Source organism: Pseudoduganella violacea (genome assembly GCF_014191875.1).
Lineage (GTDB): Bacteria > Pseudomonadota > Gammaproteobacteria > Burkholderiales > Burkholderiaceae_D > Rugamonas > Rugamonas violacea_A.
The window spans coordinates 1-19,609 of the sequence record NZ_JACHXD010000017.1 but is presented as its reverse complement, the minus strand read 5'-3'; the positions used below and the strand labels follow the sequence as shown (position 1 = coordinate 19,609).

At 63.7% G+C, this 19,609-nt stretch carries 20 protein-coding genes and 1 pseudogene; 14 read left to right on the top strand and 7 right to left on the bottom strand.

The genetic code is table 11. From position 1 onward, the window contains the following. Together FHS03_RS22690 and FHS03_RS22685 are read right to left on the bottom strand one after the other, a co-directional pair. A complete protein-coding gene (locus FHS03_RS22690; RefSeq protein WP_183443201.1) occupies positions 1-411 on the bottom strand; it encodes a type II toxin-antitoxin system PemK/MazF family toxin in 411 nt (136 codons plus the stop codon). Continuing rightward, positions 408-701 carry a hypothetical protein gene (locus tag FHS03_RS22685; RefSeq protein WP_183443200.1) on the bottom strand — a complete coding sequence of 98 codons (294 nt, stop codon included), beginning with the start codon at positions 699-701 and terminating at the stop codon, positions 408-410. The genes FHS03_RS22690 and FHS03_RS22685 overlap by 4 nt, the downstream gene beginning before the upstream one ends. A gap of 272 nt (positions 702-973) precedes the next feature. On the opposite strand from FHS03_RS22685, the gene FHS03_RS22680 reads away from it, so the two are divergent. The 3 genes from FHS03_RS22680 to FHS03_RS22670 are packed head-to-tail and all read left to right on the top strand — an operon-like array spanning position 974 to position 3,985. Further along, positions 974-1,996, top strand: coding sequence for a phospholipase C/P1 nuclease family protein (locus tag FHS03_RS22680; protein WP_183443199.1), 1,023 nt, complete (start codon positions 974-976; stop codon positions 1,994-1,996). 4 nt (positions 1,997-2,000) lie between these two features. Further along, positions 2,001-3,404, top strand: coding sequence for a peptidylprolyl isomerase (locus FHS03_RS22675; RefSeq protein WP_183443198.1), 1,404 nt, complete (start codon positions 2,001-2,003; stop codon positions 3,402-3,404). Further along, positions 3,401-3,985 carry a hypothetical protein gene (locus tag FHS03_RS22670; RefSeq protein WP_183443197.1) on the top strand — a complete coding sequence of 195 codons (585 nt, stop codon included), beginning with the start codon at positions 3,401-3,403 and terminating at the stop codon, positions 3,983-3,985. Before FHS03_RS22675 ends, FHS03_RS22670 begins: the two co-directional genes overlap by 4 nt. A 16-nt stretch (positions 3,986-4,001) precedes the next feature. Here the strand turns inward: FHS03_RS22670 and FHS03_RS22665 are convergent, their stop codons facing one another. After that, positions 4,002-4,253: a hypothetical protein gene (locus FHS03_RS22665; protein WP_229426358.1), complete on the bottom strand. Its 252-nt coding sequence runs from the start codon at positions 4,251-4,253 to the stop codon at positions 4,002-4,004. Between the two features lie 3 nt (positions 4,254-4,256). After that, positions 4,257-4,964: a YjjG family noncanonical pyrimidine nucleotidase gene (locus FHS03_RS22660; RefSeq protein WP_183443196.1), complete on the bottom strand. Its 708-nt coding sequence runs from the start codon at positions 4,962-4,964 to the stop codon at positions 4,257-4,259. A gap of 528 nt (positions 4,965-5,492) precedes the next feature. Here FHS03_RS22660 and FHS03_RS22655 point away from each other — a divergent pair. The 5 genes from FHS03_RS22655 (at position 5,493) to FHS03_RS22635 (ending at position 11,239) form a co-directional block, all read left to right on the top strand. Then, positions 5,493-7,922 carry a DUF8189 domain-containing protein gene (locus FHS03_RS22655; protein ID WP_221208232.1) on the top strand — a complete coding sequence of 810 codons (2,430 nt, stop codon included), beginning with the start codon at positions 5,493-5,495 and terminating at the stop codon, positions 7,920-7,922. Then, complete coding sequence (locus tag FHS03_RS22650; protein ID WP_183443195.1) at positions 7,919-8,227, top strand: hypothetical protein; 309 nt, start codon at positions 7,919-7,921, stop codon at positions 8,225-8,227. Before FHS03_RS22655 ends, FHS03_RS22650 begins: the two co-directional genes overlap by 4 nt. 236 nt (positions 8,228-8,463) lie before the next feature. Beyond that, positions 8,464-8,823, top strand: coding sequence for a hypothetical protein (locus FHS03_RS22645; protein ID WP_183443194.1), 360 nt, complete (start codon positions 8,464-8,466; stop codon positions 8,821-8,823). Positions 8,824-8,881: 58 nt separating this feature from the next. Then, positions 8,882-10,387, top strand: coding sequence for an AMP nucleosidase (locus FHS03_RS22640; RefSeq protein WP_183443193.1), 1,506 nt, complete (start codon positions 8,882-8,884; stop codon positions 10,385-10,387). Positions 10,388-10,489: 102 nt separating this feature from the next. Then, on the top strand, positions 10,490-11,239 hold the full coding sequence (locus FHS03_RS22635; protein ID WP_221208231.1) for a transposase: 750 nt from the start codon (positions 10,490-10,492) through the stop codon (positions 11,237-11,239). Between the two features lie 67 nt (positions 11,240-11,306). Here the strand turns inward: FHS03_RS22635 and FHS03_RS22630 are convergent, their stop codons facing one another. From FHS03_RS22630 to FHS03_RS28270, 3 genes are read right to left on the bottom strand one after another with little or no spacing between them, the layout of a single operon-like run. Continuing rightward, positions 11,307-12,164 (bottom strand): PaaX family transcriptional regulator, encoded by an 858-nt coding sequence (locus FHS03_RS22630; protein ID WP_183443192.1) that lies wholly within the window; start codon positions 12,162-12,164, stop codon positions 11,307-11,309. Beyond that, positions 12,158-13,456 carry a permease gene (locus FHS03_RS22625; protein ID WP_183443191.1) on the bottom strand — a complete coding sequence of 433 codons (1,299 nt, stop codon included), beginning with the start codon at positions 13,454-13,456 and terminating at the stop codon, positions 12,158-12,160. The genes FHS03_RS22630 and FHS03_RS22625 overlap by 7 nt, the downstream gene beginning before the upstream one ends. 6 nt (positions 13,457-13,462) lie before the next feature. Next, entirely contained in the window at positions 13,463-14,206 is a 744-nt protein-coding gene (locus FHS03_RS28270) for a hemerythrin domain-containing protein (protein ID WP_229426357.1), read from the bottom strand. A 159-nt stretch (positions 14,207-14,365) separates the two neighbouring features. Here FHS03_RS28270 and ubiU point away from each other — a divergent pair, with 159 nt between their 5' ends. The 6 genes and pseudogenes from ubiU to FHS03_RS22585 all read left to right on the top strand — a co-directional run. Beyond that, positions 14,366-15,409, top strand: a complete 1,044-nt coding sequence (gene ubiU / locus FHS03_RS22610; RefSeq protein ID WP_443094323.1) for a ubiquinone anaerobic biosynthesis protein UbiU — start codon at positions 14,366-14,368, stop codon at positions 15,407-15,409. 13 nt (positions 15,410-15,422) lie between these two features. After that, positions 15,423-16,325 carry a U32 family peptidase gene (locus FHS03_RS22605; protein ID WP_183443190.1) on the top strand — a complete coding sequence of 301 codons (903 nt, stop codon included), beginning with the start codon at positions 15,423-15,425 and terminating at the stop codon, positions 16,323-16,325. After that, positions 16,322-16,780 (top strand): ubiquinone anaerobic biosynthesis accessory factor UbiT, encoded by a 459-nt coding sequence (ubiT, locus tag FHS03_RS22600; protein ID WP_183443189.1) that lies wholly within the window; start codon positions 16,322-16,324, stop codon positions 16,778-16,780. Before FHS03_RS22605 ends, ubiT begins: the two co-directional genes overlap by 4 nt. Positions 16,781-16,804: 24 nt before the next feature. After that, on the top strand, positions 16,805-17,206 hold the full coding sequence (locus tag FHS03_RS22595) for a putative zinc-binding protein (protein ID WP_183443188.1): 402 nt from the start codon (positions 16,805-16,807) through the stop codon (positions 17,204-17,206). Position 17,207: 1 nt separating this feature from the next. Further along, the gene (ipdC, locus tag FHS03_RS22590; protein ID WP_183443187.1) at positions 17,208-18,845 is read left to right on the top strand and encodes an indolepyruvate/phenylpyruvate decarboxylase; all 1,638 of its coding nucleotides are present in this window, start codon (positions 17,208-17,210) and stop codon (positions 18,843-18,845) included. Positions 18,846-18,950: 105 nt separating this feature from the next. Beyond that, positions 18,951-19,516, top strand: a pseudogene (locus FHS03_RS22585) (transposase); the annotation flags it as partial. Positions 19,517-19,609 lie beyond the last annotated feature (93 nt).

Here is a 19,609-nt window from a genome sequence, read left to right as displayed (position 1 = left end):
TTAGCTGCGAATTGCGCGCCACGCCGCTTGGACGGCATGCACCAAAGACGGATGCAGGCTGCCCAGTTTAGGGTGTGGCCCAAATGGTGCACCAGGCGGAACCGAAAACCAGTCGTTTGAATAGGGAAGCTCCACACGCTGGCGCAAGTCGAATTTGGTGTCGTAACTAAGACCGGCCATTTCAAACGCCGCGGCATTGCGCTGGCGCGAGAGCGCAAACTCGCCGCCATGAAGCTCAGTGTTGTGTTTACTAGTGCCATAGGCGACTTGCACATAAAAGTGCGGCGCCTCGTCATCAAATACAGCAAGGATCAAGGCTGGCCGAGGTTTAGGGCGGGGGTGTATTTGATCGGGGAAATGGCACCAGACGATATCTCCTGCATCGGGTTCCGGCCACCATAGGGGCTTCATGCCGCCTCGGCATCGTCACTGAGAAGCGTGGAGCGCACGGAACGAAGTACAGGGCAATTGGCTTGCTGTTTGATCTGCTCAAGTTGGAAATCGTTTAGAGGGCCGTCGTCCTTTTCGTATTGAGGTAAAACCCGGCGTGCCAGTTCGTATAGCGCATGATGGATAATCTGCGTTTCGCTCATGCCCAAATGCTTAGCCAAGCGCTGGGCGGTCTCTCGAGATATACCTGTCGCGCTATCGACGCGATGGTACTGAAAGGCTATCTCATCGTCTTTCTCTCGCTTGCTCATAAAAGTGATACCTCCCTGTGAGCGGTACTTTCACCATATCTACGCAACGATCAGCCGTCAAGTGAATGAATTCAACCGACCTACGGGCTAGGCTGTTTTTATTTACACTTCGCTCGATATAAATTTCCACATGGAAATAAACTATCAAAGTCAAGTGAAATAAGTGGTATTATCGTTGCCGCACGGCAACAATTTTCTTGTGATTTCAAAAACCGTTTCCTTATAATTGTTTTCACAAATAGCACGACCGTGCGACTACTGAGGGAGAAACTATGAAGTCTACTTTGATAGCAGGCAGTCTGGCCCTGGCCTTCCTGGCAAGCGCTCCTGCGCAAGCCTGGCAGCAGGACACCCACCGTCGAATCGTGCTCGACGCGGTGGAATACATGAAGAACAATCCGTCCAGCACCAACTACAACAAGCTGCTGGCCGGCGTCACGCGCGCCGGTTACACCATCGACCAGTTCGCGCAGGCGATGGGGCAGGGCGCTTACGATGTGGATGATTTCGCCGACACCTATCTGTGCGGCGCCAGCACCGGCAACTGCCAGCAGGCGCCGGTGTGGGGCGCGGGCGCCAGCATCGTCAAGTACACCTCGTACTGGCACTTCCAGAACCATGGCGCGGGCGCCGACGTGCACGGCAACCCCTTCGGCGGCTATAACTATGCCAAGCTGACCGTGGCCGGCGACGTCGACAATATGGCGGCCGCCTGGCTGAAAGGCGATTACCTGGACGATGGCCCCGGCGGCCTGAAAGGCTGGTTCGGCGACAGCAGCAAATACAATAGCTACGGCGTTACCGAAGCCCACTATCGCCACGGCGGCAGCTCCACGCCGGAACAGTACGCGGACTTCGAAACCGCCCCGTTCCAGCCGATCGACAATCTGGGCCAGTACTGGTGGCAGCAATTCCTGGCGCAGCCGACCGCGCAGAGCCTGGGCTTCGTGCTGCACACCACCGACTTGCTGCAACCGCACCACACCTGGACCAGCTCCGCCCACGACCACGGCGGCTGGGAGCAGTGGGTGCAGGACTATTATGATAAAGAGAAGCTGAACGATCCGGCCCTGGTGACGGCGGCCCTGGCCGATTTCACGCCGGTAGCGCCCAGCGCGACCGACATCCGTCCGCTGCTGACCCAAGGCGGCAGCTACTCGTACGCGAACGGCGGCATCGTGCTCTCGTCCAAGGACCACGGCGACCGCCGCAACGTGGGCAAGCAGATGATTCCGCATTCCATCGCCATGGTGGTGCATGTGCTGAACCGCGCCGCCGAACGTCTGGGGAATTAAAAGCATGAAAACGCTGTCCTTCAATCCGCGTCCGCTCCTGCATGGTGTATTTGCCGTGCTGGCCGGAAGTGGCGCCTTCCTGCCGGCTTTGCAGCCGCCGGCGCAGGCCGTCACCGAATTCAAGTTGAACGAACCGACTCTGGCCGCGCGCGTCGACGGCGCGCCGGTGCAGGCGTTCAGCGTGGAGACCATGTGGCAGCTGGCGCGCTTGAAGGACAGCCGGGCCAGCCGCACGGAGGCGCTGGAAAACATCGTCGCCAATCGTCTGCTGGCCGCATCGGCGCGCAAAACCCATGGCGAAGCCGCGCTGCACGCCAACCAGCGCGTAGCCTTCTCGCGCGAGGTGACGCTGGACGAGCTGCTGCTCTCCACCCTGCGTGCCGTATATGGCAAGGAACTGGACCAGGCCGTGCAGCGTCAGCCCGGCGGCAAGCTCGATGCGCTGATCGCGGCCCAGAGCGAGCCGGATGGGGCGGCTCTGGATGCCGTCTTCGGCAAGTCCGACACGCTGCGCCTGGAGCATGTGCTGAACCCCGCCCAGCAGGAACGCGCGAAGAAGATAACGCTGCTGCGCTACCAATTGCCGCAGGGAGCGGCGGGAAGCATCAGTCTTTACGACGTCTATCAGCGCCAGAATGTGCAGGGCAGGGTAGCCCTGCTCACCCGCCAGCCCGGCTTCGCATTGCAGCAGGCCAGGCAGCATCTGGCCTCGATCTTCGTTCAGCACTGGGCGCGCCAGAAGTTCGGCGAGGCCGCCTTGGCCGATCTGCGCCAGGTATTGTCGGAACAGCAGGAAGTAGTGGCCTTGCAGCAGATGCACGGCATCGGCGCCGACACCGACTCGGCCAGCCCCGTGGTCGATCAGTTGGCCAAGCAGGTCAAACCGGCGCAAATCGCGGCCTACTACCGCAAGCACCGCGAAGAATTCGAACGTATCGAAAAAGTCAAAGCACGCCATATCCGCCTGGCCGACGAAGCGGCGGCACAGTCGGTTGCCAAGGCATTGGCATCCGGCGGCGACTTTGCCACGCTGGCCAAGCGCCACTCCAGCGCGGCGGATGCCGCCAGCGGTGGTGATCTAGGCTGGATACGCCACGAGGCCAAACTCGATTGGCTGTCTCAGATGGCGTTCGCCCAGCCGGAAGGACAAGTCTCCAAACCGATCCGCATGCCCGCTGGCCCGCATGACAAGGCTTCCTGGGAAATCGTATTGGTTGAAAAACGTGTCAACGGCTATCAGGCGCCTGAATCTGAATCGGTGCGCTACGTCGCCAGCCAGGCCATTGCGCGCGACGCGGCAGTCGAGCAGTTGACGGCGCTGCGCCTCCGCCTGCTGCGCGAAGCGCGCATCGACATCAACCGCAGTCTGCTCGATAAACCGGCCAGCCTGCTGGAGAACAAATCATGAAAGCGCCATACGCCATCGCCGTTCTTGCCGCAGCCAGCCTCGCCACGTGGTTGCTGTGGCCTGAACCCGATCGCGCAGCCCCTGCAATCGCCAGCACCGCATCACCAAGCGACGCGGCGCGGCAGCCGGCCGGCAGCGGCGATACGCAAGGCAATCAATGGTTCGGCGCCATGCCGCAAGGAGAGAAGAGGGAATTGAAGCGCGTCCCGCTGGCGCCGGTCGACAGCAGCGGTTCAGCGTGGCTCAGCATGGCGCAAGCACGCGAGCATGGCGATGCGCGCACCCCGCCCATCGTGCGCGACACCGAAACGCAGGCAACGCCCGACGCTAATCAGCTGGCCGATCACAATGCCTATCAAAAATTCGAAGGAAGCCAGCATGCCCGCCTGCTGGCTTCTTATGTCGCCGCAGCTGAAACCGAACTACCGCGCCTGCGCGCCGACGTTGAACGCGCCCGCGCCGCCGGCATTCCGGAGCAGGAAATCGCCAAAGTGGTGGAAAAAATCCGGCTGATCGAGCAGACGCGCAAGGAAATCCTACAGCGAAATCAGCAAGCTATGGCTGGGGGAAATCGGCAATAGCTACGCAAACATTGTCTTATAGCTCCAGGATTTCAACGGACTGGCTATGCGCAAGCGCCACATCTATGAAGCGGCGCAACGCCACGGAGGCGACCGCGCCATCCACCAGATGGTCGATGAAATAGAAGCCGTCCGGCTCAATTGCGTAGTTGTAGATTTCCATCATCTTCTCTCTTGCAATTGGGCTGGGCAGCTTTTCGAACAGTCCTGATGGGTTGAAGTCGGAGGGGGCCGCAAACTTGATCTTGTACTCAATTCCCATATTCATGCCTTAATCATGTGCGGCTGCGGGTTCCCGCAGCGAGGGCAAAATATCGTGCAGGCTGGCGGCTTCATAGGTGGGCAGCGCTTCCGATTCGTTGGCCAGGCGGCCAGGATTGAACCAGCAGCTTTCTATGCCAAACCGGTTGGCGCCGAGGATGTCGGCATCCAGGCGGTCGCCGACGATGATGGTTTCTTCCTTCACGAAGGAGCGCGCCATCTGCGTCGCGTACTCGAAGAAGCGGACGTCCGGCTTGGCGTAGCCGGAGGACTCCGACGTCGCCACGAAGGAAATGTGCTTGCCGAGTCCCGAGCTGGCGATGCGGCGGCTCTGGATGGATTCGACGCCATTGGTGATGATGCCCACTTCGCCGATGCCGGCCAGGGTTGCGCATAGATGTTCGGCGCCGTCGATCAGGACCACCGTCTCCGGCAGCGATTCCAGATAGCGGCGGCTTGCGGCCTCGGGGTCCAGCGCGATGCCTTTGCTTTGGAAGGTTTGGCGGAAGCGCTCGACTTTCAGGAAATCTTTGCTGACCTCTCCCATTTCAAAGCTTTTCCAGAGCGCCGTATTGATCGCCTGGTATTGCAGGAAAAGCTCGTCCATCCCGTCGGGCAGGCCAAGCTCCCGCATGGTGCGCACGAAAGAGAGTTTTTCGGAGGCTTTGAAGTCGAGCAGGGTGTCGTCTAAGTCAAAAAGGAACAGTCTATGCTTCATGGTGCTTCGGGAGGTGAGTCAAGCTCGCATCCTAGCATGTATGGACGAGCTGCTTGGGCATAGTGTCGGCGAGCAGGTGCGCGCGCTTGCCCGCTGCAGCAGCGCGCACCGCCTGCCCGTCGAACTCGGCGCCATGGTTGAGCGGTGAAGAGTTCGCAGTATCGCCTAAATGAGAATTATTATCAACAAGGTTGGGCGCATGGAATGGTACGGGGGGCTTTAGCGCCCGGCTATCGGCGTAGAAAAGGGGATCGGAATATATTCGGCGGCCGTGATTATTGGCGAGAATCGGCCGCTGCCGGTGCGCTACGCTACCTGTGGTCCCCGGCTCAAGCTTTGCAGTTTGAGCATGCGGGCGGCAAGTTCTGCTGCCGTCCGCCGGCCGCTGCCGATGGCGCGAACGCCTCGTTCGAAGGTGCGTGCCGGCATGCTACTCGACACCCACTCGGGAACCTTCTTCAGCGGTCCAGGATCGAACACCGGCAGGACAAGAAAGCTCACACAGTTGGCACTCATTGAGGAGGCAACATGAAAGCGAAACAGTCCAAGGGGGTGGCAGGGAAGGGAGACGATTGCGGCTGCGGCGCCAGCGAAGGCGCGGCGGCGGCCAACGGTAGCGCGGACTATGCCATGCCGCACGACGAGGCGCTGGCCGCGGCCGGGCCAGGCGACGGCGGCATGCCGGGCTTGCAGCGCGTGGTGCGCAGCGCGGCCGGCGGCATGCCGAGCGCGCGCGGCATGGATGGCGAGGAGCAGGGCGACGATAGCGGCATGCCGGGCGGGAACGGCATGGGCGGCGATGGCTTTGGCAGCGGTGGCGCCGGCGGAGGAGGCGGCGGGGCCGGTGGGCGCGACAATGACGCGCCTGCCGTGCGCCGGTGCGGCACCATGGACGTGCACCGCCGTCTGCTCTCGACCGTGCCCGAGTATGCACGCGCGCGCGACGAGATCGAAATTCAGACCGAACAGTTCGAGCGCAATGGCGCCGTCTCGGCGCGCAGCGGCATCACCCGCATTCCGGTGGTGGTGCATGTGGTGTGGAACACCGCCGCGCAGAATATCAGCGACGCCCAGATCGCCAGCCAGATCGAGGTGCTGAACCGCGACTTCCGCCGCACCAATCCCGATGTGGCGCTGACGCCGGCGCCGTTTCTGCCCCTGGCCGCCGATTCGCGCATTGAATTCGCGCTAGCCACCACCGACCCGGGCGGCGCGCCCACCACCGGCATCGAGCGGCGCCAGACTACGGTGACCAGCTTTACCGACAACGACGCGGTGAAGGCGAATGCGAGCGGCGGTCTGAACGCCTGGCCCTCGGCACGCTATCTGAATATCTGGGTTTGCCCGCTGGCGGGCGGCTTGCTTGGCTACGCCCAGTTCCCCGGCGGCCCGGCCGCCACCGACGGCGTGGTGATCCGCCAGTCGGCCTTCGGCACCACGGGCACGGCGGCCGCCCCTTTCAACCTGGGGCGCACGGCCACCCATGAAATCGGCCACTGGCTCAACCTCAACCATATCTGGGGCGACGACGGCACCGGCTGCGCCGGCACCGACAATGTGGCGGACACGCCGAACCAGGGCGGCGCCAACACCGGCACGCCGACCTTCCCGCGCGTCTCCTGCAGCAACGGGCCGAACGGCGATCTGTTCATGAACTATATGGATTATGTGGACGACCGCGCCATGTTCATGTTTACCGCCGGCCAGGTGGCGCGCATGCAAGCCTGCCTTGATGGCGTGCGCAGCAGCATCGGCACTGAAGGCGTGGGCGCCATCCGGCGCAGCTCCTCGCCGGTGGTGGCCTGGGGGCCGAACCGGCTCGACACCTTCGTGCTCGGCACCAACCGCGCGCTCTATCACAAATGGTGGAACGGTTCGGCCTGGGGACCGTCGGTTACGGGCTATGAAAACCAGGGCGGCATCTGCACCAGCGTGCCGCAAGCCGTGTCCTGGGGCGCCAACCGGCTCGACGTCTTCGTCACCGGCACGGACAGCGCGCTGTACCACAAATGGTGGAATGGCTCGGCCTGGGGACCATCGCTGACCGGCTACGAAAACATGGGCGGCATCTGCGTCGGCGACCCGCGCATCGTCTCCTGGGACACCAACCGGCTCGACGTCTTCGTGCTCGGCACCAACCGCGCGCTGTACCACAAATGGTGGAACGGCTCGTCCTGGGGACCGTCGCTGACCGGCTATGAAAACATGGGCGGCATCTGCGTCGGCCAGCCGGAAGTGGTGTCCTGGGGCCCGAACCGGCTCGACATCTTCGTCATCGGTACCGACCGCGCGCTCTACCACAAATGGTGGGACGGCTCGGCCTGGGGGCCGTCGACCACCGGCTATGAGCGCCTGGGCGGGGTGTGCACCTCGGCGCCGCACGCCGTGGCCTGGGGGCCGAACCGCCTCGACATCTTCGTCACCGGCACCGATGGCGCGCTGTACCATAAATGGTGGAATGGCTCGGCCTGGGGGCCGTCGCAAAACGGCTTCGAACGGCTGGGCGGGGTGTGCGTCGGCGAACCGGAAGTGGTGGCCTGGGGCCCGAACCGGCTCGACATCTTCGTGCAGGGCACGGACAGCGCGTTGTACCACAAATGGTGGGATGGCACGAATTGGGGGCCGTCGGCCACCGGCTTCGAGTTCATGGGTGGCATCCTTACTTCGCAGCCGCGCGTGGCCTCGTGGGGACCGAACCGGCTCGACGTCTTCGTCACCGGCACCGACAGCGCGCTGTACCACAAGGCCTGGAACGGCAGCGCCTGGCTACCCTCGGTCACCGGCTACGAGAACCTGGGCGGCGTGATCTCGGCCTTCCGCGAAGCACCGCAGGCGCCGCCGCAAGGGGCGCTGCTGCAGCCGCAGGACGTGGCGCCCGACCTGCAAACCCTGACCTTGCCGGCCGGCGCCTCCTTGCAGCGTGAGCTGCGCCAACCTTTGGGGAGCATGAACCCGTGATGAACCTGACTGGCAGCTGGACCCATTCCTTCGAGGAGGATGAAGGCAGTGTCCAAGTGTTCCGCCCGACGCAATCGTTCGATTTTCCACCGGCCCGGCGCGGCCGCGAAACGGTGGATTTCGGCATGGGCGGGGGACCGGTGGTGCGCGGCATGCCGGGGGCGGACGACCGCCAGCAGCATAGCCATGTCAACCTGACGGCCCTGGGCATGAACCGCTTCCGGCTGGAAGGCCCCGGCATGCCGGGCCAGGTGTTCGAACTGGTGGAGGCGCGATCCGATGTGCTGAAGCTGCGCCAGGATTGATCCCGCCCGGCCGTCAACCGGCCCAAAGCCCGCGAGCAATCGCGGGCTTTTTAGTGCAGCGGTATTTTCAAGCATCGTGCGGACCTTCATCGCAAGAAACATTGAGCGATGCATAAGAGGAAAGTGCAACAATTGGAGAGATTTTTTAAGGCTGAGTGAGCACAGCAGGGCGGATTCTGGTACTATTTCCTTTAGATAACAAAAATTGTTATTAGGAAATATTTGCGAGGTCCCCCATGGAAGCCGACAAACCCGCCACCGACAGCATGTTCTTTGCCTGTGCCATGATTTTCCTGGTTGCGACCGTCATGGCCAGCGGCTGGGGCGCCCACCTGGTCTGGGGTGGGTTGTGCGCCCTCTACACCCTGGGCGGCCTGATCGCGCGTCAGCGCGCCCGCCGCCAAGAGGCGCAGGCTCAGGTGCGAGCCGAGCTTGCCGTTGCCGCGGCCGCCGCATCGGCTGCCGCCGCGGCCGTGGTTGCGCCGCTTGCCGCGGTTGCGGCGCCATCCTTCAGCCTGACGCGTGCCGTCCCGGCGGGCGTCATGCACCCCGTCGCGGCCAACACCGCGCGTCGCGCCCCCGCCGTCTTCGGCTGAGTCACGCGGCCGGGCGGCCGATGGTACCATTGTGTAAGTCAACAAGGAGTCTTACACAATGTCCAGCCGCCCCTTCGCCGCTCCCCAGCAATTCACCGATCCCGCCGCCGCCCTGGCCCAGGTCCAGGCGCTCTACGATGGCAGCATCCGCCATCTGCGCGAATCGCTGCAGCGCTTTGTCGAAGGCGACACCCCGGCCGAACATGTGCGCGCCTGCTATCCCTATGTGCGCATCCAGACCGAAACCGTGGCGCGCGCCGACTCGCGCCTGTCCTACGGCTTCGTGGCCGGCCCCGGCGTCTTTGAAACCACGCTGACCCGGCCCGACCTGTTCGCGCGCTACTACCTCGAACAATTCCGCCTGCTGCTGAACAACCATGGCCAGCACAAGCCGGTCCAGCTCGAAGTGGGCCTGAGCGCCCAGCCAATACCGATCCACTTCTCGTTTGCCGAGCACGACCACATCGAAGGCAGCATGGCTGCCGAACGCCGCCTGCTGATGCGCGATGTCTTCGACCTGCCTGACCTGGCGGCCATGGACGACGGCATCCCGAATGGCACCTTCGAACCGGCGCCCGGCGAAGCCCAGCCGCTGGCCCTGTTCACCGCGCCGCGCGTCGACTACTCGCTGCAGCGCCTGCGCCACTACACCGGCACCTCGCCCGAGCACTTCCAGAACTTCGTCCTGTTCACCAACTACCAGTTCTACATCGACGAATTCGTGCGTCTCGGCCACGACATCATGCGCCAGCCGGCCGACAGCCAGCAAGCCAATGGCTATATCGCCTTTGTCGAACCGGGCAATATCGTCACGCGCCGCGTCGGCCAAGCCATGCAGGCCGGCGACGCGCTCGGCAGCCAGCCGCCGCGCCTGCCGCAGATGCCGGGCTACCACCTGATCCGCGCCGACGGCAGCGGCATCAGCATGGTCAATATCGGCGTCGGCCCCGCCAATGCCAAGACCATCACCGACCACATTGCCGTGCTGCGCCCGCACGCCTGGCTCATGCTCGGCCACTGCGCCGGCCTGCGCAACACCCAGCAGCTGGGCGACTACGTGCTGGCCCACGGTTATGTGCGCGAAGACCATGTGCTCGACGAAGACTTGCCGCTGTGGGTGCCGATCCCGCCGCTGGCCGAAGTCCAGGTCGCCATCGAACAAGCCGTGGCCGACGTCACCCAACTGCAAGGCCACGACCTCAAGCGCGTGATGCGCACCGGCACTGTCGCCAGCACCGACAACCGCAACTGGGAGCTGCTGCCGCAGCGCACGCCCGAGCGCCGCTTCAGCCAAAGCCGCGCCGTCGCGCTCGACATGGAAAGCGCCACCATAGCCGCCAACGGCTTCCGCTTCCGCGTCCCCTACGGCACGCTGCTGTGCGTCAGCGACAAGCCCATGCACGGCGAAATCAAGCTGCCCGGCATGGCCAACCAGTTCTACCGCGAACGCGTCGACCAGCACCTGCGCATCGGCGTCCGCGCCCTCGAACTGCTGCGCGCCCTCGGCACCGACAAGCTCCACAGCCGCAAACTGCGCAGCTTCGCCGAAGTCGCCTTCCAATAAGCCCCGCGCCATAGTCCAGCCCGTGTCCACCTTGGTGCCTGGCACCAAGGTGGACACGGGCTCGGCTGTTGCATTTGCTTCCATGGTTTGATTTAAGTCTGCATGGAAGGTATTGGGCCGCTCTACAGTGTGGTCATGGGCCGACTTGCACGCATTGAATTTCCGGGGGCGCTATACCATGTGACAGCGCGAGGGAATCGCCGTAGCCTGATATATCTGGATGAGCGTGATTACCTGATCTGGCAGGACTTGCTGGCCGAAACGGTCAAGCGTTTTCATCTGCTTGTCCATGGTTTTTGCCAGATGCCGAACCACTACCATTTGCTGGCCGAAACGCCCGATGGGAATTTATCGGCGGGCATGCATTTCCTGAACGGGGTATACGCCAAGCATTTCAATGCCCGGCATGAGCTTGTGGGCCATGTGATTCAAGGGCGCTATCATGGTGAGCTAGTACACAAGCAAAGCCATTTGCTGGAATTGGCCAGGTATATTTCGCTGAATCCCGTGCGCGCGGAGCTGGTGGCCGATCCGGCCGAGTGGCGTTGGAGCAGCCATCGCGCCATGCTATATCCGATGTCCGCGCCCAGCTGGCTATCGACCACATGGTTGCTCAGCCAGTTTGGTTCGAGTGAGCCGGAAGCCGCTTACCGGGACTTCGTCCAAGCTGGCTGCAGCAATGGTAGGCCGGCGGCTCAGTCCTTGGATGGCTATGCAAACGATGGAAGAAACCGCGATGCAGCGGTGATTTCCGCCTACCAGTCCGGCATCTTCTCCATGCGTGAGCTGGCACGGCACTTTGGTATTTCCACCAAAACTGTCAGTCGACTTCTTCGTCACCACAAAATCTAATTGAAAAGGCTGAGCCCGTGTCCACCTTGGTGCCAGGCACCAAGGTGGACACGGGCTGGACTGTGGCTCAGTGGGCGGTGACGACGCTGCGCCAGTATTGGCTGGCGGTGTCGGCGGTGCTGCCGTCGAGCTCGTGCAGCAGCTGGTAGGCTTGCATGGCGGGCCAGGATTCGGGCAGGAATTCGGCCGGCAGCAGCGGGTCGCACAGGCGCGCCTTGCAATACGAGTGCACGGCCAGCATGCGGATCAGGAAGGCCGTTTCGGGATTGGGCTTTTCGCCTTGCGCCAGCAGCTCGTGCAGGCCGTCGAACTGGGTCAGGAAGCGTTCGTAGTTCATGCGCGGCGTGGCCAGGTTCCACGCGTCCTGGGCCAGGCGGCGCAGCGGTGGCAGCTCGGCCATCTGGGTGCCGTTCAGGCGGATCACCGGCACCTGGCTGTCCAGCGACGGGCTGCCCGCGTCGATGGCCGGCGTGCCGCAGTCGGCCACGGGACGCGCCAGCACGTTCGGCGCCAGCACGCCATAGCCTTGGCGCACCAGGGCGCTGCGCAGCTGGGCCGCGGGCAGGGCGCCGTCGTCGGCCGGGGCGTTAATCACCAGGGTCCATTCGCCTTTCCACGGCCATTGCGGCGAGGCGGCGGTGCAGCGCCATGGCGCGGCGGCCTGCTCGCCGATGCTCGAGGCGATGGCGTAGGCGGCGTGGCGGCCCTGGCGGCGCGGCGTCAGCCAGCCTTGCTGCACCAGGCGCGAGACGCTGGTGCGCGTCAGGCGTTCGCTGAAGCGGAATGGCTTCATGAGCGCGATCAGGTCGCGCAGCCAGATGGTTTGTCCCTGCGCCAGCTGCTGGTCGCCAAAGGCGAGCCGCAGCAGGGCAGTGGAACTGGGCGCGCTGCGCGCCATATATCGTTCAATCCAGTCGTTCAGCATGTTGATGTCCCCGCAGGCAATGGGCGAAGGCGCCGGTAAAGGCGTATCGCGGTAAATAAATTAAACAGTAGGCCCAGCGCCGATGCGGCCAGCGCAATGGCGGCAACGCGCGCCAACGCGTCCGGCCACCAGGCGGCGCCGAGCAAAAGAATGAGGGCCAGCGCGTGCAGCCAGAATTGCACTGTGGCGCGGCCCTGTGGAATGACCTGGTTCACGCCAGGCACGGTGACACCGTGTACGCGCACTTCCTGCAGGTGGTACCAGACCAGGAAAGGGACGATTTTGTACAGCATGCCGTTTACCGTGGAGTAGGCGAAACCGACGATGAACAGCAGGCCGATGGCCAGCGGCTTGGCCAGCGGATCCTGCGGCAGCAGCCACAAAACACCGCAGCCGATCAGGCTGACCATGGCGGCGCGCCAGAACAGCGTGGTGGGATCGGCCTTGGGCCGCTTGCGCCGCGCCAGCAGATACAAGGTCACGCCGGCAAAGCAGAGATACGCCGCCAGCACCGGCCAGGCCGGCGCCGCATGCGGCCGTCCCGCCTCGTCGTGCAGGAAGCCGGTGCTGACCGACCACACCAGCAGCAGCAGGAAGAGGGCGGTGCCCAGCATGCGCGTGAGCGGTTTGGGATACAGCTCCGTCACCTGGAACATGGGAATGACCTGGTAAGCGACGCCGATCACGATCAGCCCCACCCAGCCCAGCAAGCCCCACATCGCATGCAGGTCGGTCAGCTGCAGCACGCGCAGCGGCAGATGGCCGGGCCAGGCGAAGGCGCAAGCCAGCAGGGCGCCCAGCACCACGGTGATGCCGAGCGCGCCGAGCGAGAGGCGGATGGCCGCCACCGTGGCCGCCGCTCCGCTGCTGTGCTGCTGCCACAGCGCCACCGTGCAGATGCCGAGGAAGGACAGCAGGGCTGCCAGCAGAAGCAGCATGGCGGGCGGGAACAGCAGCGGCCATTGGCCGAGGAAGGCCGCCGCCAGCAGCAGCGTGCCGCCGCACAGCAGGCCATGCACCACGCGCGCCAGCTGGCCCGCATTGGGCAGGGAAATGCCCGCCACCACCGGCAGCATCTGGATCAGGGCGCCGACGATGGCCGCGCTCAGGCTGCCCAGGGTCAGCAAATGCGTCAAGGCCAGCGTCGACGGTCCCCAGCGCGTTGCCAGCGCCGCGTCGCCCTGCCATAGCAGGAGCAGGGCGGCCAGCGTGGCGAACAGCGGTACGCTCAGGAAGAAGCGCATCGGCGCCATCAGCGGCGGATTGTGGTCGAAAGATAAAGCGCGCTGCATGAACGGTCAGAATGCCGGTGGACGCGGGGCCGCTTGCGCGCCCGTTTTGTCGGCCTGCTCCCAGATCAGCACATCGAACAAGAAGTCCGCGCGCGGCTCGGTGCGATGCTCATAGCCGTAGTTTTCGAGGATGCGATAGAGCGGATGCGGCTCGCGGTCGATCAGCACGCGCAGCTTCTCCTGCTGGCCCAGGCGGCTCAGCGCGTCGAGCACGCGTACCATCGGTTCCGGCGCTTCCAGGCCCGTCACGTCGAGCGCCTGCTCGCTCCAGCCGCCGTCGGCCTGGCCGGCTTCCTCGGTTTTGTGTTCGCCGAAGGCCAGCGCTTCCATCGCCGCCAGGATGCAGGCCTGCTCCTCGCCCAGCACGCGCTCGGCCATCGGATACAGGATGCTTTCCTCCTTCAGATTATGCTGGCGCAGCAGCATGCGCAGGGTGTCGGCGTCGTCGAAGAAGGCGTCGGTACCGCGCTGGGCGATCGATTCGCTCATGCGGCCGACGATCTGGCGCAGCTGCTGGTGCTCGCTGCGCATCACCGAAGTCGGCCCGTAATTGCTGCCGATCGCCGCCTCCAGCGCGGGGAACATGATTTGCTCTTCCATCTGCATATGCTGCTCCAGCACCTTGGCGAAGGCGGCGAAGTCCAGTTCCGCCGCCGCCCAGTTGCCGCTGCCCGCATGTGCCTCGGCCAACAGATACTGTTCGTCGCAATCCTGATGGTCCTGGCCGAGAAAACTGCCGATCGTGTCCATGTGAAAAAATCCTTCCTGTGTAAGCAGGCTGCATTGTCACATTTGGTCAAGATCAAAATCTTTGACACAGATCAAAGATTTATCGAGTCGTGGCGCGTTACAGTTCGGCCTCATCAAAAGGAAAGACGGCTCCTATCTATAAAGAGCTAAGCCCACACTATGAATCAAACAAACCCGATCCCCATGGATGCCGCCCTGCCGCCCCAGATCGAGCTGGTCTGCCCCGCCGGCAGCCTGCCGGCGCTGAAGGCGGCCATCGACAATGGCGCCGACACGGTCTATCTCGGCTTCCGCGACGCCACCAACGCGCGCAACTTCGCCGGCCTGAATTTCGATGACGCGGCCATTGCCCAGGGCATCGACTACGCCCACCGCAGGGGCCGCAAGGTGCTGGTGGCCCTGAACACCTACCCGCAGCCGGGCGCCACGGACCTGTGGCGCCGCGCCATCGCGCGCGCCGCCGATGTCGGCGTCGACGCTGTCATCCTCTGCGATCCGGGCCTGATGCGCTACGCCACCGATAACTTCCCCGACCTGCGCCTGCACCTGTCGGTGCAAGGCTCGGCCACCAACTACGAAGCGATCAACTTCTATCACAAGCATTTCAATATCGCCCGCGCCGTGCTGCCGCGCGTCTTGTCGATGGCCCAGGTCGAACTGGTCAAGCGCAATACCTCGGTCGATATCGAAGTGTTTGCCTTCGGCAGCCTGTGCGTGATGGTGGAAGGGCGCTGCGCGCTGTCCTCCTACGTGACGGGCGAATCGCCCAACACCCACGGCGTCTGCTCCCCGGCCAAGGCCGTGCGCTGGCAGCAAACACCGAAAGGCCTGGAGTCGCGCCTGAACGGCGTGCTGATCGACCGCTACAGCGAAGACGAAAACGCCAGCTACCCCACGCTGTGCAAGGGCCGCTTCGACGTCGGCGACGAAAACTACTACGCTATCGAAGAGCCGACCAGCCTGAACACCCTGGAACTGCTGCCCAAACTGATCGACATTGGCATCAGCGCGGTGAAGATCGAAGGCCGCCAGCGCAGCCCGGCTTATGCGGCCCAGGTCACGCGCGTGTGGCGCGAGGCGATCGACCACTGCATGCGCAATCCGGCGCGCTTCTCGGTGCGCCCGGACTGGATGTCGGAATTGAACAAGGTAGCGGAAGGCCAGCAGCACACGCTGGGCGCCTATCACCGCTCATGGAAATAAGGTTGGAGAAAGCATGTTGAAACTATCCCTCGGGCCCATTCTGTACTACTGGCCGCGCGATACGGTCATGAAGTTTTATGAAGACGTGGCGAAAAGCCAGGTCGATATCGTCTACCTGGGCGAAACCGTGTGCTCGCGCCGCCATGAGCTGCGCCAGGGCGACTGGCTGGCCCTGGCTGAGCTGCTGGCCAGCGCCGGCAAGCAGGCCGTGCTCTCTACCCAGGCCTTGCTGGAATCGACGGCCGACGTCACCACCCTGCGCCGCGTGGCAGAAAACGGCCGCTTCATGGTTGAAGCCAACGATATGGGCGCGGTGCACTGCCTGTCGGGCAATACGCCCTTCGTCGCCGGTCCGCACCTGAACGTGTACAACCCGGACACCCTGGGCCTGCTGCACGATCTGGGCGCCAGCCGCTGGGTCATGCCGCTGGAGATGGGCAAGCTCGGTCTGGAGCTGATGCTCAAATCGCGCCCGGCCGGCCTGGAGACCGAAGTCTTCGCCTACGGCCGCATGCCGCTGGCCTTCTCGGCGCGCTGCTTCACCGCGCGCAACCGCAACCTGCCCAAGGATAACTGCCAGTTCAGCTGCATCGACCATCCGGACGGCTTGCTGATGCAGACCCGCGAAAGCGAATCCTTCCTGGTGCTGAACGGTATCCAGACCCAATCGGCCCTGGTCTACAACCTGGCGGCGGAACTGGGCGGCATGCAAGCCATGGGCGTGGACGTGGTGCGCATCAGCCCACAGTCCCTGCACACCGAACGCGTGATCGCCGCCTTCGACGCGGTGCGCCGCGATCCGACGCAAGCCTGCGAAGCGGCCGAGTCGCTGCGCGAATGGATGCCGGCCGATCCCTGCGACGGCTACTGGCACGGCAAACCCGGTCTGGAACAAAGCACGGAGAAGGCAGCATGAAAGCACCAGTAAACTTCCGCCTGCCCGCGCCGGTCGCGGCCTTGCTGGGCCGCCTGCCACCTTATCCCGGTTCGCTGCTCTTCGTCGGCGCCCTGAACCTGGTGCTGCTGCGCCATCTGCCCGAGGACGTGCGCCAGCAGCTGGATGGCCGCCGCCTGCGCATCGGCGTCAGCGATGCCGGTGTCGCCTTCGACTTCATGTGGCAAGGCTCGCGCTTCCAGGCCTGCCAGCCGGGCGGCGTGATTGACCTGCTGATCGCCGCCAGCGTGCATGACTTCCTGGTGCTGGCGCAGCGTCGCGAAGACCCGGACACCCTGTTCTTCAGCCGCCGCCTGCAAATGGAAGGCAATACGGAATTGGGCCTGCTGGTGAAAAACACCCTGGACGCCATCGACGCCCCACTGTTCGATCCGGCACGTCTGCATCCCTCGCGCCTGTTCGAGCGCCGTCCTTAAGGGCAGAAGGCAGGGATCCGCGCCATGGCCGCCAGAAACCGGAACCTGCCTTTAGTCTATTCCTGCTCCGGTTGTTCCAGCGCGGCGCAGACGGCCAACGCCGTGGCGATCCGCCTGGACCGCCTGGGCGTGGCCGAAATGTCCTGCATCGCCGGGGTAGGGGGCGACGTGCCCTCCCTGGTCAAACTGGCCAAATCGGGCCGCCCCATCGTTGCCATCGACGGCTGCCCCCTGGCCTGCACCCGCCAATGCCTGGAGCGGCATGGCGTACAGGCCACGCACCACATCCTGCTCAATGAAATGGGCATACGCAAGCGCTTCCACACCGACTTCGACGCGGAACAGGTGGACGCGATTGCCGTCAATCTCGCGGCAGCACTGCCGCCGCCTTCCACCACCATCGAAAACATAGAAAAGAAAGAGTGAAATGAATCTCTCCACCGCATTGCTGCACGCCCTGAAAGACCACGGCGCGCGCGCCGTCTTCGGCCTGCCCGGCGACTTTGTGCTGCCTTTCTTCAAGCAGCTCGAAGACTCGGCCATCCTGCCGCTCTACACCCTGAGCCATGAGCCGGGCGTGGGCTTCGCGGCCGATGCCTCGGCGCGCTTCTCGCATGGCCTGGGCGTGGCGGCCGTGACTTACGGCGCGGGTGCGCTGAATATGGTCAACGCGGTGGCAGCATCCTATGCCGAGAAAGTGCCGATGGTGGTGATCTCCGGCGCGCCCGGCGCCAATGAGCGCCGCAACGGCTTCCTGCTGCACCACCAGACCCGCTCCCTCGATTCGCAGATGGCCATGTTCCGCGAAATCACCTGCGACCAGGTGGTGCTGGACGATCCTGCCCGCGCCCCCGAGCAGATCGCCCGCGTGCTGGGCAACTGCCTGGCGCAATCGCGTCCTGTGTATATCGAGCTGCCGCGCGATATGGTGGCCGCGCCGTGCGCCCCGGTGCCGAAGCTGCCCGCGCCGAGCTGGGACCCGGAAGCGCTGCAAGCCTGCGTCACCGAGCTGCTGGCCCGCCTGGCGACGGCCGAACGGCCGATGCTGCTGGCCGGGATCGAAATCCGCCGCTTCGGCATCGAAGAGAAGGTCGCCAAGCTGGCGCGCCTGCTGCATCTACCGGTCACCACCTCAATCATGGGACGCGGCCTGCTGGCCAATGCCGAAGCGCCGCTGCTGGGCACCTATCTGGGCGTGGCGGGCGATCCGCAGATCACGCATGCGGTGGAAGGCTCGGACGCCTTGCTGATGCTGGGCGTGATCGTCTCCGACACCAATTTCGGCGTCTCCGAAAAGACCATCGATATGCGCAAAGCCATCCTTGCGCTGGATGGACAGGTCGAGATGGGCCATCACATCTACCCGAATATTCCGCTGGAAGCTCTGGTCGATGGCTTGCTGGAACGCGGCCACAGCATCGCCTGCACGCCGCCGCCATGCCGCCGCGCCGAATATCCCTATGGCCTGGTGGCCGACAGCGCGCCGCTGGCGCCGATGGACATTGCACGCGCCGTGAACGACTTGATGAAGCAGCGCGGCAGCTTCCCCATCGTCTCCGACATCGGCGACTGCTTCTTCACCGCCCTCGATATCGAACACACCGACCTGCTGGCGCCCGGCTACTACGCCACCATGGGCTACGGCGTGCCGGCTGGCCTGGGCCTGCAGGCCGACAGCGGCCAGCGCCCCATCATCCTGGTCGGCGATGGTGCCTTCCAGATGACAGGCTGGGAACTGGGCAACTGCCAGCGCTATGGCTGGGATCCCATCGTCATCGTCTTCAACAACTGCAGCTGGGAGATGCTGCGCACCTTCCAGCCCGAATCGAGCTTCAATAATCTGAGCGACTGGCACTTCGCCGACATGGCCAAGCCCATGGGCGGCGAAGGCTACCGCGTCAGCACCCGCGCCGAACTGCTGGCCGCCCTCGACCACGCCGTCGAAATGCGCGGCCGCTTCCAGCTGATCGAAGCCATGATCCCGCGCGGCGTGCTGTCCGATACACTAAACCGCTTCGTGGCGGGCGTGCGCCGCCTGCAAGCCGGTAGCGGGGCCGGTTGCTGAAACGCGATGTAAATTGAAGGAGAGAGGCGGGGACGTGTAGTTGTAGTGGTTTAATGTTCCCGGACACTGATTTAGGCGAGAATACTCGCCATGGAGAGGTGTTTGATGAGCAAGCAACGACGTACGTTTTCCCCCGAGTTTAAACAGCAGGCGGCATGCCTGGTGCTGGATCAAGGATATAGCCACCTAGAGGCAAGCCGGTCGGTCGGCATCGGCGAATCGGTGCTGCGCCGCTGGGTGCAGCAGCTTCAGTTGGAGCGACAAGGCGTCACCCCTCAGGGTAAGGCTATAACGCCTGATCAACAGCGAATACAGGAACTCGAAGCGCGCATTGAGCGTCTCGAGCGGGAGAAATCCATATTAAAAAAGGCTACCGCGCTCTTGATGTCGGAAGGGATCGAACGTACGAGGTAATCGATCGGATTTGCGGTGACGAATCGATCGAGTTGATCTGTGCGGTGTTTGACGTAGCACGGTCATGCCTCTATGCCCATCGGGAGCGCACTCGACAGATTGATGTTGAGCGCATGGCATTGCGCAGCCGCGTGCACGAGCTGTTCATCGAGAGCCGTAGTTCGGCGGGAAGCCGCAGCATCATGGGCATGATGCGCGAGGAAGGCATGGCAATTGGCCGCTTCAAAGTCAGTCGTTTGATGGAGGAGTTGGGGCTGTGCCGTGGTCTAATTTGCCCGGACACCTCAATAGGTGGAAAATCCACTATCTGAGGAGTTAAAGCATGACGACAAGAAAACGTAAAACATTTG

Bases quoted from the DNA above. Each gene is read 5' to 3' on its own strand.
- ipdC (WP_183443187.1), top strand. From the start codon at position 17,208: ATGAATCTCTCCACCGCATTGCTGCACGCCCTGAAAGACCACGGCGCG.
- FHS03_RS22680 (WP_183443199.1), top strand. From the start codon at position 974: ATGAAGTCTACTTTGATAGCAGGCAGTCTGGCCCTGGCCTTCCTGGCA.
- FHS03_RS22655 (WP_221208232.1), top strand. From the start codon at position 5,493: ATGAAAGCGAAACAGTCCAAGGGGGTGGCAGGGAAGGGAGACGATTGC.
- FHS03_RS22670 (WP_183443197.1), top strand. From the start codon at position 3,401: ATGAAAGCGCCATACGCCATCGCCGTTCTTGCCGCAGCCAGCCTCGCC.
- FHS03_RS22645 (WP_183443194.1), top strand. From the start codon at position 8,464: ATGGAAGCCGACAAACCCGCCACCGACAGCATGTTCTTTGCCTGTGCC.
- FHS03_RS22665 (WP_229426358.1), bottom strand. From the start codon at position 4,253: ATGAATATGGGAATTGAGTACAAGATCAAGTTTGCGGCCCCCTCCGAC.
- FHS03_RS22640 (WP_183443193.1), top strand. From the start codon at position 8,882: ATGTCCAGCCGCCCCTTCGCCGCTCCCCAGCAATTCACCGATCCCGCC.
- FHS03_RS28270 (WP_229426357.1), bottom strand. From the start codon at position 14,206: ATGGACACGATCGGCAGTTTTCTCGGCCAGGACCATCAGGATTGCGAC.
- FHS03_RS22675 (WP_183443198.1), top strand. From the start codon at position 2,001: ATGAAAACGCTGTCCTTCAATCCGCGTCCGCTCCTGCATGGTGTATTT.
- FHS03_RS22685 (WP_183443200.1), bottom strand. From the start codon at position 701: ATGAGCAAGCGAGAGAAAGACGATGAGATAGCCTTTCAGTACCATCGC.
- FHS03_RS22660 (WP_183443196.1), bottom strand. From the start codon at position 4,964: ATGAAGCATAGACTGTTCCTTTTTGACTTAGACGACACCCTGCTCGAC.
- FHS03_RS22595 (WP_183443188.1), top strand. From the start codon at position 16,805: ATGGCCGCCAGAAACCGGAACCTGCCTTTAGTCTATTCCTGCTCCGGT.
- FHS03_RS22630 (WP_183443192.1), bottom strand. From the start codon at position 12,164: ATGCTGAACGACTGGATTGAACGATATATGGCGCGCAGCGCGCCCAGT.
- FHS03_RS22635 (WP_221208231.1), top strand. From the start codon at position 10,490: ATGGAAGGTATTGGGCCGCTCTACAGTGTGGTCATGGGCCGACTTGCA.
- FHS03_RS22605 (WP_183443190.1), top strand. From the start codon at position 15,423: ATGTTGAAACTATCCCTCGGGCCCATTCTGTACTACTGGCCGCGCGAT.
- FHS03_RS22625 (WP_183443191.1), bottom strand. From the start codon at position 13,456: ATGCAGCGCGCTTTATCTTTCGACCACAATCCGCCGCTGATGGCGCCG.
- ubiT (WP_183443189.1), top strand. From the start codon at position 16,322: ATGAAAGCACCAGTAAACTTCCGCCTGCCCGCGCCGGTCGCGGCCTTG.
- ubiU (WP_443094323.1), top strand. From the start codon at position 14,366: ATGAATCAAACAAACCCGATCCCCATGGATGCCGCCCTGCCGCCCCAG.
- FHS03_RS22690 (WP_183443201.1), bottom strand. From the start codon at position 411: ATGAAGCCCCTATGGTGGCCGGAACCCGATGCAGGAGATATCGTCTGG.